This is a genomic window from Enterobacter cloacae complex sp. P6RS (assembly GCF_014982245.1).
GTDB lineage: Bacteria > Pseudomonadota > Gammaproteobacteria > Enterobacterales > Enterobacteriaceae > Enterobacter > Enterobacter bugandensis.
Window position 1 is genome coordinate 77,600 of the sequence record NZ_JADCLB010000032.1, and the last position, 11,712, is coordinate 89,311.

Here is an 11,712-nt window from a genome sequence, read left to right on the forward strand (position 1 = left end):
ACAACCTGTGATCTCCGTCGGCGCATTCGCTTGACGACAATTTGTACGCATGTTAACAGAATGTTTTGCCTGTATTTGGCCCGTCAGATAAGGAACATTCATGTTACGGTACAGTCTCTTAACCGCCGGGCTTATGCTCGGCGCCTCCGCTTTTGCCGCGCCGGCAGGCGACCTTCCCCTGATGCCCTGGCCTGCGAAGGTTGAACGCCCGACGACGCAGGGCGCGCTGGTGCTTAACAATCAACTCTCCGTGAGCGTCAGCGGCGACGATCTGGGGGACGCGGTCAACCGCCTGCGCCAGCGCATTGCGCTGCAAACCGGCTGGACGCTACAGCCACAGGCCGAAAAACCTGACAAGCCGACCATCCGTATCGCCATCGCTAAAAAGGTGAAGCCGCAGCCGCTGCCGGACAGCGATGAGAGCTACAAACTCACGGTGGATGCCAACGGCGTGAACATCTCCGCTAACACCCGCTTTGGCGCATTGCGCGCAATGGAAACCTTGCTCCAGCTGATGCAGAACGGTGCCGAAAACACTTCGATTCCGTGGGTTACCATCGAAGATTCGCCGCGCTTCCCGTGGCGCGGGCTGCTGCTCGATTCGGCGCGTCATTTCATCCCGTTACCCGATATCAAGCGCCAGATCGACGGTATGGCCGCGGCCAAGCTCAACGTCCTGCACTGGCATCTGACTGACGATCAGGGCTGGCGCTTTACCTCGAAGCGTTATCCAAAATTAACCCAGCTTGCCAGCGACGGGCTGTTCTACACCCCTGAGCAGATGCGCGAGATTGTGCGTTACGCTGCCGAACGCGGCATACGCGTGGTGCCGGAAATCGATATGCCGGGCCACGCCTCGGCGATTGCCGTCGCCTATCCGGAACTGATGAGCGCGCCGGGGCCGTACGCCATGGAGCGCCACTGGGGCGTGCTGAAGCCGGTGCTGGATCCCACCAAAGAGGCGACCTACACCTTTGCCGACGCGATGGTCAGCGAACTGGCGGCGATCTTCCCCGATCCGTATCTGCATATTGGCGGCGATGAGGTGGACGACAGCCAGTGGAAGGCAAACGCGGCGATCCAGAGATTTATGCGCGACAACAAACTGGCGGACAGCCACGCGCTGCAGGCGTATTTCAACCGCAAGCTGGAGACGATCCTTGAGAAGCACCACCGGCAGATGGTCGGCTGGGATGAGATCTACCATCCCGATCTGCCGAAAAGCATTCTGATCCAGTCCTGGCAGGGGCAGGACGCGCTGGGGCAGGTGGCGCAGAACGGCTATAAGGGAATTCTCTCAACCGGCTTCTACCTCGACCAGCCCCAGTCCACCGCCTATCACTACCGCAACGAAATCGTGCCGCAGGGGCTGAATGGCGTGGACGTGATAGCGGACACCGACAGCGTCCAGAGCTGGGCTTTCTCCATGCCGCGCCTGAAGGGCAAGCCGGTGGAAGGCAGCTTTACGCTGGTGAAAGGCGACGCCGGCTGGCGCGGTTTTATTGATTTTGCCGGGAAATCGCGTCGGGCGGTGAATAACATTCAGTGGCGCGACGACAACCAGGTGACCTTTACCGTCGACACCTGGATGGGTGAAACGCGCCCGGTGGTCAACGTTGATAACGACAAACTCACCGGCTATTTCCTGGTGGGAAACACCCGCTACCCGATTAGCGGCGCGCGTCTGGACGACGTGCCGAAAGGTACCCCTCCGGTCGTGCCGGACATGGCGAATCAGGCCAACCTGCTCGGCGGCGAAGCCGCGCTGTGGGCGGAAAACGTGGTCGCGCCGGTGCTGGACATTCGCCTGTGGCCACGCGCCTTTGCGGTGGCGGAGCGGCTGTGGTCCGCGCAGGACGTCAACGACGTCGATAACATGTATACCCGCCTGCAGGCGATGGACAGCTGGTCGACGGTGTCCGTCGGGCTGCAGCAGCATACCCAGCAGCAGGTGCAGTTCACGCGCCTCGCTAACAATGCCGACACCCTACCGCTGCAAATCCTCGCTCAGGCGCTCGAGCCGGCCCAGTATTACACCCGCCAGCACCTGAAGTTCCAGGCCGGAAACTACCATCAGTTTGAGCCGCTTAACAGACTTGCAGATGCGTTGAACGCCGAAAGCGCCACCGTGCGCCAGATGCACAAGTGGGCGGACCGCCTGGTGAGCGACGCGGAAGACACGGAGAGCGCCGAGGCGCTGCGCCACGTCTTTAACCGCTGGCAGAACAACACCAGCGACGTGCTGGCCTTGAGCGAAAACAGCTATCAGCTGAAGGCCATTAAGCCGGTCATTCTGGAGGTGGATAAGCTGGCCTCGATTGGCCTGAGGCTGACGGATCTGGTGGCGCGTCAGGGGACGCTGGACGACAAAGAGATCGCGTCGATCCAGAGCGAGCTGGACAGCGCGGCGAAGGTGCAGGATGAGGTGGTGATTGCGGCGGTCTATCCGCTGGAGACGCTGCTACGCGCCACGCGAAATCAGTAACACACATGCCCGGTGGCGCTGCGCTTGCCGGGCCTACGTGGTGCGTAGACCCGGCAAACGAAGCGCCGCCGGGCGTAAAGGCCACTCAGTTCTTCAGAACCCACGCCTCTTTCCAGTGTGCGCCAACACCTGGCTCATACTGGTTTGCGGTTGGGCTGTACTGCACGCAGAAGCCGCTGTACGGGAATGGCTTACATTCGTAGGTCTTACCGTCTTTAGGCTGAAGCACCACGGTACCTGCCTTGTACGACGCGATATTGTCCGGGAAGGTAAAGTCGTGGTGGCCGGTGCTATCCGCAGCGGCATCGCCTTCCAGCATCAGGTTCAGGACGTCCTGCGCGAACAGGGTGCCGTCTTTATTGGTCGCGTAGTATTTCAGCATGTGGTGGCCGGCTGTCACGTCGGTCAGGGTCATGGTGACGTCCTGATTGCTGTTGTTCATGTCCTGCTTCAGGTAGCCTTTTTCCGCACCGTGGTGGTTCATCACGTGTGCTTCAAAATTCACGTCACCCTGAGTATTCACGTGGAAGGTCACGGTCGCGTTGCCATGTTCGATTTTGCTGTATTGCAGATCGGTTACGGCGATGGTTTCGCTCACCTGCGCTTTCTGCTCTTCATAAGAGATAGCAACGGACTGTAAGGTGCTGCCGTCTTTCACGAAGACGCTGTTGGCGCCGTGAACCGGGCTGATGTCACCGGCTTCATCCTTCACGCCGACGCGCACGTCGTGCTGCGCGGTGTTGATCTTCTGCGCCAGATCGTAGGACCACTGGTTAGCGTCGCCTTGTTCAGCAGAGCCGATGGTCATCTCGGTGCGCATGGCAGTCACTTCGCCGTGGGCGTCGAAGAAGCGTGCGATAACTTTATCGCCCACGTTCAGGTTATTACCGGCAATCTGGCCGCTCAGGGTTTTGCTCCACTCGGACACAACCGCAGGCGTTTCGTCCGGGGTAACGTTGCCGCCATTCCCGAAATCAACGTCGATAGCCTGATAGAAGCTGTTTGTGGTATCTGCAATTTCCCATACGCCGTAAATTACCTGATAGCCTGTGCGTTCAGGAACATTACAGGTCATGGATTTAGTTACGGCTGGCGCCTGGCTATTTCCGTTAATTGTACAGAACGGGGTTAATTCAAACTGATCGCGGGTTAGCGGTTTATTTGGATCCCAGTTTTGTTTGGTAATGTAATAACGCCAGTTGGTGGTTTTGTGCGGCGCAGTATGGTGCCAGACAAATTCATGCGGGCCCGCGGTCATCGGGTTTTTAGTCCACGCATTCAGGCTCTGCTTATCCAGCTGTGAATATTGAGAGATACCCGCGCTGGCGAGGTGTCCGTCTGCTGGCTCTGCCCCGGTCGGGAAGCCGGAGGTTTTCTCTACGCTCTGCGGTTCATACTGCACGGAGCCGCAATCAATATTTTGACCCAGCTTACACATATAGGCGCGGCTGGCAGGAGATTCAATATATCCGTGAGCAAATGCCGAAGATGCAACGGTCACTGTTGCGAGGGCAAGTGCAATTTTTGAAAGTTTCATTACTCATCCATTATTAGAGAATATTACTAGGCGAGGGAGAGTCTAATAATGGATCTGGCTCTGTGTCATTTTACCCGGAGAGTAAAAATAACCGAAATAAAAAAGGCAGCCCGAGCTGCCTTCTGTTTATTGAAATGTATTAACGACGTACGGCGATCGCTTCAATTTCAATTTTCACGTCTTTTGGCAGACGCGCCACTTCCACGCAGGAGCGCGCCGGGAAGGTGGCGTTATGCTCGGTGAAGAACGCTTCGTAGGTAGCGTTAACGGTCGCGAAATCGTTCAGATCTTTCACGAACACGGTGGTTTTCACGATATCGCCCACTTTGAGGCCGGCAGATTCAACGATCGCCTGCACGTTCTCCAGCGACTGACGCGCCTGGGCCGCCACGTCGGCCGGTACTTCGCCGGTTTTCGGGTTCACCGGGATCTGGCCAGAGGTGATGATCATGCTGCCCAGATCAACGCCCTGAACGTAAGGGCCGATAGCGGCTGGTGCATTTTCCGTCGCGAGTACTTTGCTCATGTTTTCTCCAGAATGACAGCGTTAAGAATGTTCCCGGCCATTATAACAGCCGGGATTTCATTACCAACCTCAATTAGTTGGCCAGCACCACATAATGAGAAAACTCTTTTTCGCAGTATTTGCATTTGAGCGCGATGTCATTGGCGCGCTTTTTCACTGCAAAGCTGGACGAAACCGGCTCGGCGTGGCTGATGCAGTTGCTGTTCGGGCAGACCAGCACGCTTTCGATACGCTCCGGCAGGCTCGGGCGGGATTTGCCCACCACGTCGTAATCGTCGATGCGGTTAACCGTGGCCTCCGGCGCGTACAGCGACAGCTGGTTGACCTGCTCGTCGGTCAGGAAGGTGTTCTCGATCTTGATCAGATCTTTACGGCCCATTTCGCCGGACGGCAGGTTCAGCCCGATGGTGATGCGCTGGTCGGTTTCGGTCAGTTTGAACAGCGTCAGCAGCTTAAAGCCCACCTGCGCAGGGATGTGGTCAATCACGGTGCCACGCTTGATGGCTTCAACCTGGAGTTTGTTATCGTGTGTCATGGTCGTCTCCCCTTACAGAGCTAATTCGCGATTCAGAACCAGTGCCAGTAACGCCTGGCGAGCGAAGATGCCGTTCCCGGCCTGCTGGAAGTACCAGGCGTGCGGCGTTTTATCCACGTCGGTGGCAATCTCATCGATGCGCGGCAGCGGGTGCAGCACCTTCATGTTGTCGCGTGCGCCGTCGAGATCGCTGGCGCGCAGCACGAACTGCGCCTTCACGTTGGCGTATTCGGACGGATCCAGACGCTCTTTCTGCACGCGGGTCATATAGAGAATATCCACGTTGCCCACCACCTCTTCGATGCTGGCGTGCAGGCTCCACGTAATGCCTTTCTCGTCCAGCATGTCGAGGATGTACTGCGGCATCGCCAGCGCGTCCGGGGCGATGAAGAAGAAGCGGTTGCCGCTAAATTTCGCCAGCGCCTGGGTCAGGGAGTGGACGGTGCGGCCGTACTTCAGGTCACCGACCATGGCGATGTTCAGGTTTTCAAGCGTGCCCTGCGTCTCCTGAATGGTGAACAGGTCCAGCAGGGTCTGCGTCGGATGCTGGTTGGCGCCGTCACCGGCGTTCAACACCGGAATGCCGCCGGAAAACTCGGTGGCCAGACGCGCCGCGCCCTCCTGCGGGTGGCGCATCACAATCGCGTCCACGTAGGTGCTGATCACTGAAATGGTATCCGCCAGGGTTTCGCCTTTTTTGCCCAGCGACGTGTTGCTGCTGTCCGAGAAGCCCACCACGCTCGCGCCCAGGCGGTGCATGGAGGTTTCAAAGGAGAGGCGGGTGCGCGTCGAGGCTTCAAAGAAACAGCTCGCGATCACCTTGTGCTTCAGCAGCTCTGGCTGCGGATTGGCCTTCAGTTTTGCCGCGGTTTCCAGAACCAGTTCCAGCTCTTCGCGGCTGAGGTCGTTTATGGAAATGATGTGTTTTTGATAAAGCGGATTCATGTTTATCTCCTGACGCCGGGCAAAAAAAAGCCCCTCAAATGAGGGGCTCTGGGAATAGGTTTAGCAACGGGAAGAAAAACGGCAGGCCAGCGTCTGATTTCAGACGCGGTAAGACGTTATGTCGTACACGCTTGACCATGCTTCCTCCCGGCAAATTGTCGGGCATTATACGCAGCTCGTTTTTGGGATCAAGCGATTTAATGCACGCTTTACTCAATGCAAACGGTTCTTTATGAATATTAATGCATTCTGAGTAAATAATTAATTTGCTTATGCACCAGCGCGGTACGCTTCACCACTCGGGGCGCGACCCAGACAATACTGCTTCCCGCCACCACGCCTAAAATTTCCGGTAACTGGTGATAATCCAGAATACGCGCCACCGCGCGGCCATATCCGGCAACGGTATGAATAAGGATAAATTCGCTATTGTGCTCCACGCTTACCACCATTTCGGAGACGGTACGCGCGGCGTCGGGGGCAGGGCGCAGCTGGGGATTCAGCGAATAAATCTTTAGCCCTTTGGCATTGCGAATTTTTATGACGCCGAGCAACTTGAGCAGACGTGAAACGGTGGACTGGCTGATGGTCTCAAAACCCCGCTCCTGCAAGTCGCGGCGGATCTCTTCCTGAGAGAGATAGCTCTTTTCCGCGATCAGACGCTGGCAGACCGTTAGCTGTAGTTGCTCTTTGGGAGAGTACTCTTCGTAATCCATCATAGTTCCCATATCAGTTCCCGAAATAACCGGTGGCACCGCACCGATCCGTAGGCCGGATGAGCGCAGCGCCATCCGGCAAATCACAACAACGCGCCCAGGCTTAACGCCACCATAATCACCACCGTCAAAATCCCCAGCAGCGGCGCGACCCATTTCAGATAGCGCACGTAGGGCACGCGGGCGATAGCCAGCCCGCCCATCACGACGGCAGAGGTGGGGGTGATAAGGTTAACGATGCCGGACGCCGACTGGTAAGCCGTAACCACCAGGTCGCGGTTGACGTTAGCGAAATCGGCAAGGGGCGCCATGATCGGCATCGTCAGAACGGCCAGGCCGGACGAAGAAGGCACAAGAAACGACAGCACCACCTCCAGCCAGTACATCACGTTAATGAACGCCACCGTCGACAATCCGGTGACCATCCCCTCGGCGCTGTGCAAAATGGTGTGGGTAATCATGCCCTTATCCATAATCACTACGATACCGCGCGCGATGCCGATAATCAGCGCGACGCCCAGCAAATCTCGCGCGCCGTTGATAAAGGTTGAGGTCAGCTCCTCTTCGCTCATGCGGGCGATAAGCCCAACGATAATGGCGCTGGCGAGGAACACCGCCGAGATCTCCGCCATCCACCAACCCAGCACCGCCACGCCGTAGATCATCACCGCGAAGGCGAGGGCGAAAATCACCAGGATGAGTTTGCGCACCGGGGTAAATTCCAGCGACTGCTCGCCCTTGTTGCCGAGGAAGTGGGCGAGGTTCTCCTCCTGTTTATCCGCCACGATCGACAGCGACGGATCTTTGCGCACCTTGCGGGCATAGCGCATCACCCACGCCACGCAGATGATCCAGCCGATGACCAGCAGCGCGATGCGCAGCATGATCCCGTTGGTGAAGGGGATCCCGGCGGCGTTGGCGGCGATCACCGTCGCGAACGGGTTAATGGTGGACCCGAGCGTGCCGATCCCCGCCCCGAGCAGCACGGTGGACGCGGCAACCACCGGATCGAACCGCGCCGCCAGCATCACCGGCACCAGTAAGGTATAGAAGGGCAGCGACTCTTCGGCCATGCCGTAAATCGTGCCGCCTGCGGCAAAAAGCGCCATCAGGATCGGGATCATCCACTCTTCGCGCCCGCGCAGCTTAGTGGTGACGCGCTCGATCCCGGCGTCAATTGCCCCGGTTTTGGTGACGATCCCGAGAAATCCCCCGATGATCAGGATAAACAGCGCAACGTCGATCGCCCCGGCCTGGCCGGATTCCGGATCGTACAGTCCGGCAATCGGCGCCATCAGCACCGACACCAGCCCCTGCGGATGCGATACCACGTGCGCATAGGTGCCGGCAACCGGCACCTCTTTGCCGAGCGCCTCGTTCATCGCCATATGGTACTGCCCGGCCGGAACAATCCACGTCAGCACGGCAACCACGGCAATCAGAAAAAAGAGAATGGTGTAAGCGGAGGGAAACTTGAACTTGCCCATGATGTTCTCCTGAAACCCGGCGCACCCCGCGGCGCGCCGGGCGGTGATTAGTCGCCGAGTGTCGCCACCATGACCGCCTTAATGGTGTGCATGCGGTTTTCTGCTTCGTCAAAGACGATAGAGTTCGGTGATTCAAAGACCTCTTCCGTCACCTCCAGCCCCTTCAGGCCGTACGCCATCTCGATCTCGCGGCCCACTTTAGTGTGCTCGTTGTGGAACGCGGGCAGGCAGTGCATGAACTTGACGTTCGGGTTGCCGGTGGCCTTCATGACGTCCGCGTTGATTTGATACGGCTTCATCAGGCTGACGCGCTCGGCCCACGCCTCCTTCGGCTCTCCCATGGAGACCCACACGTCGGTGTAGAGGAAATCGGTGCCCTGCACGCCTTCTTCCACGTCGTCGGTGAGGGTGATGCGCGCGCCCGTTTCTTTGGCGATGGCGCGGCACTGCTCAACCAGCCCGGCTTCCGGCCAGAAGGATTTCGGTGCCACGAGGCGGATATCCATCCCCATCTTGGCCGCGCCGACCATCAGGGAGTTGCCCATGTTATTCCGCGCGTCGCCGAGATAGGCAAAGCTTAACTCCGGCAGGGTTTTGCCCGGGGAGTGCTCCAGCATGGTCATCAGGTCAGCGAGAATTTGCGTTGGGTGAAACTCGTCGGTCAGGCCGTTCCACACCGGCACGCCCGCGTATTCTCCGAGCTCCTCGACGATGGCCTGGCCGTAGCCGCGGTATTCGATGCCGTCATACATGCGGCCCAGCACGCGGGCGGTGTCTTTCATCGACTCTTTATGGCCGATCTGCGACCCGCTTGGGCCGAGGTAGGTAACCTGCGCGCCCTGGTCAAACGCGCCCACTTCGAAGGCGCAGCGGGTGCGGGTGGAGGTTTTTTCAAAGATCAGGGCGATGTTTTTCCCGACCAGGGTTTGCTTCTCGCGCCCGGCTTTTTTGGCCGCCTTCAGCTCGATGGCGAGGTCGATCAGGTACTGAATTTCCGCCGGGGTGTAGTCCAGCAGTTTGAGGAAGTTGCGGTTTTTCAGGTTGATGGTCATGGGTAAATCCTTTTTAAAATGAGTGATCAGTTACGAATCAGCGTGCCTTTCTCGCCCGCCAGGATCTCCGCGCCGTCGGCCAGCGCGCCGATCCCGGCAATGCCGTTGCAGGCCTCAACAAATTCGCGGCAGGCGGCCACTTTCGGCCCCATCGATCCGGCGTCGAACGGCATGTCTTTAAGCAATTCCGGCGTCACCTGCGCCAGCGGGCGCTGGGTCGGCTTGCCCCAGTCGAGGTACACCGCGTCGGCATCGGTGAGGATCAGCAGGGCGTCGGCCTCGATCTGACGCGCCAGCAGGGCGGCGGAGAGGTCTTTGTCGATCACCGCCTCAACGCCGCGATAGCCGTTGGCGTTTTCCACTACCGGCACGCCGCCGCCGCCGTTGCAGATCACCAGGTGGTCACGCTGGATCAGCGCCGTGATGGCGTCGCTCTCAACGATGCGTTTGGGCTGCGGAGAGGGCACCACGCGGCGGAAATAGGTGCCGTCGGCCCTGAACGTCCAGCCTTTTTCTGCGGCCAGCGCTTTCGCCTGGGCCTCGCTGTACACCGGACCGATGTACTTGGTCGGGTTGCTAAAGGCCGGATCGGCGGCGTCCACTTCCACCTGGGTGAGCAGGACGCTCACCTCACGCTGCGGCAGATTGTTTTTCAGCGCCTGCTGGAGCATGTAGCCGATCATCCCCTGGCTTTCCGCGCCGAGAACGTCCAGCGGGTAGGGCGTCACTTGGTCGTAGGCGCTGTTCTGCAGCGCCAGCAGCCCGACCTGCGGCCCGTTGCCGTGCACCAGCACCACGCGCCACTGTTCTGTTAATCCGGCGATGGTGCGGGCGGCCTGCTCGATGTTCTGGCGCTGGATATCCGCTTCCAGCGGCTCGCCGCGCTTGAGCAGCGCGTTGCCGCCCAGAGCCACAACCAGAGTGGGTTTTCGTTCCATGATGGCTCCTTAAATTCCGTCGCGTTCCAGTGGGCAGCTCATGCAGCGCGCGCCGCCGCGACCGCGTCCCAGCTCGTCGCCGGGGATCGGCAGCACGGTAATGCCCGCTTTGTCGTACTTCTCGTTGGTCCAGACGTTGCGTTCGTAGCCAATCACCACGCCCGGGCGAATGGTCAGAACGTTGTTGGCGTCGTTCCACTGCTCGCGTTCGGCTTCAAAGGCGTCGCCGCCGGTGGTGATCAGGCGGACCTGGTTAATGCCGAGGGCTTTCTCAATGGCGTGCAGCAGGTCGGTTTCCTGCGTGCGCAGCAGGCCGCCGCGTCCGTCCGGCGTGAGCGTCCAGCACTGGGCGTCTTTGCGCACTACTTCCGGATAGACGGAGAAGGTGTCCACGTCGATGTGGGTCATCACCGTGTCGAGGTGCATGCAGGAGCGGTGTTTTGGCAGCTCAACGGCAATAACGCGTTCGGCCTGACGGTGTTTAAACAGGCTGTTGGCGAGGAACTCCACGCCCTGCGGCGTCGTGCGCTCGGACATGCCGATCAATACCGACCCGCGGCCAATCACCAGTACGTCACCGCCTTCTAAGGTGGCGTGGTCGTAATTAATATTCTCGTCGCCGAAATACTTAATAAAATCGCCGTCGGCAAATGCCGGATGCCAGCGATATATCGCGCGCAGATTATTGGTTTCACGCTGGCGGGCGGGTTTCGCCATCGGGTTAATGGACACGCCGTTATAAATCCAGCAGGAGGTATCGCGGGTAAATAAATGGTTCGGCAGCGGCTTCATAATAAAATCATTCGCCGTGTGGGTATCCACTACCATATTTTTAATGGCTGCCGGAATTTCGCCGTAGGTTAATCCCCCGCTTAATCGCCGCGCCAGTTCGCGGTGCGGCATATCCGCCAGCCAGCCGCGCACGTCGCCGGCAAAGGTTGGCCCGAGGCGATAGTCGGAAATTTGTGTTTCAAGAAGCCAGGCTTTCGCTTCTGCAATATCAAGCGTTTGCGTGAGCAGGTCGGTCAACAGCAGGACTTCCACACCCTGATCGCGCAACGTGTTTGCGAAGATGTCATGCTCCTCACCCGCCCGTTCAACCGACAGTACATCATCAAATAACAGCTCCTGACAGTTTGAGGGCGTTAACCGCTTCAGACTTAAATTAGGGCGGTGCAGCATAACGCTACGCAATTGACCAATTTCAGAACCGACGTAATGCTTTTCCATAATTATTCCTTTAACTGTTTTTCAGAATAAAAAGGGCATGCGCCATGTGGTGTGTTTAATTACATGGCGGCTAAGCTCAATTGATTTCGTGATTTATAGTAGGCAGTTAAATAATCCGTAATGTGATATTGCTCACGCGAAAATGGATATTAACGAGTTTGTTTTCATTTGCATGATTCGCATCAGATAATGATTAATTTCATATTATTGGGAGTTGAATAGCTAAGCAGGATCCGGTGGCATTATTTGAGGTTGTTATTA

11 protein-coding genes and 1 pseudogene are annotated in these 11,712 nt (G+C 58.1%); 2 read left to right on the forward strand and 10 right to left on the reverse strand.

Going from position 1 to position 11,712, the window contains the following annotated elements; genetic code table 11:
- Window positions 1-100: 100 nt before the first annotated feature.
- Window positions 101-2,485 (forward strand): beta-N-acetylhexosaminidase, encoded by a 2,385-nt coding sequence (locus INF73_RS20730; RefSeq protein ID WP_193541688.1) that lies wholly within the window; start codon window positions 101-103, stop codon window positions 2,483-2,485.
- A gap of 85 nt (window positions 2,486-2,570) precedes the next feature.
- Here INF73_RS20730 and gbpA read toward each other — a convergent pair whose 3' ends face one another.
- The 5 genes from gbpA to INF73_RS20755 all read right to left on the reverse strand — a co-directional run bounded on the left by gbpA (window position 2,571) and on the right by INF73_RS20755 (window position 6,167).
- Window positions 2,571-4,022, reverse strand: coding sequence for an N-acetylglucosamine-binding protein GbpA (gbpA, locus tag INF73_RS20735; RefSeq protein WP_028015315.1), 1,452 nt, complete (start codon window positions 4,020-4,022; stop codon window positions 2,571-2,573).
- Between the two features lie 139 nt (window positions 4,023-4,161).
- On the reverse strand, window positions 4,162-4,548 hold the full coding sequence (ridA, locus tag INF73_RS20740; protein ID WP_003863373.1) for a 2-iminobutanoate/2-iminopropanoate deaminase: 387 nt from the start codon (window positions 4,546-4,548) through the stop codon (window positions 4,162-4,164).
- Window positions 4,549-4,621: 73 nt separating this feature from the next.
- The gene (gene pyrI / locus INF73_RS20745) at window positions 4,622-5,083 is read right to left on the reverse strand and encodes an aspartate carbamoyltransferase regulatory subunit (RefSeq protein WP_048960123.1); all 462 of its coding nucleotides are present in this window, start codon (window positions 5,081-5,083) and stop codon (window positions 4,622-4,624) included.
- A gap of 12 nt (window positions 5,084-5,095) precedes the next feature.
- Window positions 5,096-6,028 carry an aspartate carbamoyltransferase gene (gene pyrB / locus INF73_RS20750; RefSeq protein ID WP_028015316.1) on the reverse strand — a complete coding sequence of 311 codons (933 nt, stop codon included), beginning with the start codon at window positions 6,026-6,028 and terminating at the stop codon, window positions 5,096-5,098.
- Between the two features lie 34 nt (window positions 6,029-6,062).
- Window positions 6,063-6,167 carry a pyrBI operon leader peptide gene (locus tag INF73_RS20755; RefSeq protein ID WP_022646880.1) on the reverse strand — a complete coding sequence of 35 codons (105 nt, stop codon included), beginning with the start codon at window positions 6,165-6,167 and terminating at the stop codon, window positions 6,063-6,065.
- Here INF73_RS20755 and INF73_RS20760 point away from each other — a divergent pair.
- Window positions 6,147-6,264, forward strand: a pseudogene (locus tag INF73_RS20760) (hypothetical protein). The gene INF73_RS20755 and the pseudogene INF73_RS20760 sit on opposite strands and share 21 nt — an antisense overlap.
- Before the next feature lie 3 nt (window positions 6,265-6,267).
- Here the strand turns inward: INF73_RS20760 and INF73_RS20765 are convergent.
- From INF73_RS20765 to arcA, 5 genes are all read right to left on the reverse strand, one after another.
- Window positions 6,268-6,747, reverse strand: a complete 480-nt coding sequence (locus tag INF73_RS20765) for an arginine repressor (protein ID WP_028015317.1) — start codon at window positions 6,745-6,747, stop codon at window positions 6,268-6,270.
- A gap of 80 nt (window positions 6,748-6,827) precedes the next feature.
- Entirely contained in the window at window positions 6,828-8,231 is a 1,404-nt protein-coding gene (locus INF73_RS20770; protein ID WP_193052598.1) for a YfcC family protein, read from the reverse strand.
- Window positions 8,232-8,278: 47 nt separating this feature from the next.
- Window positions 8,279-9,283 (reverse strand): ornithine carbamoyltransferase, encoded by a 1,005-nt coding sequence (gene argF, locus INF73_RS20775; protein ID WP_003863360.1) that lies wholly within the window; start codon window positions 9,281-9,283, stop codon window positions 8,279-8,281.
- A 26-nt stretch (window positions 9,284-9,309) separates the two neighbouring features.
- Complete coding sequence (gene arcC / locus INF73_RS20780) at window positions 9,310-10,221, reverse strand: carbamate kinase (RefSeq protein WP_193541686.1); 912 nt, start codon at window positions 10,219-10,221, stop codon at window positions 9,310-9,312.
- 9 nt (window positions 10,222-10,230) lie between these two features.
- The gene (gene arcA, locus INF73_RS20785) at window positions 10,231-11,451 is read right to left on the reverse strand and encodes an arginine deiminase (protein WP_193541684.1); all 1,221 of its coding nucleotides are present in this window, start codon (window positions 11,449-11,451) and stop codon (window positions 10,231-10,233) included.
- Between the last annotated feature and the right edge of the window lie 261 nt (window positions 11,452-11,712).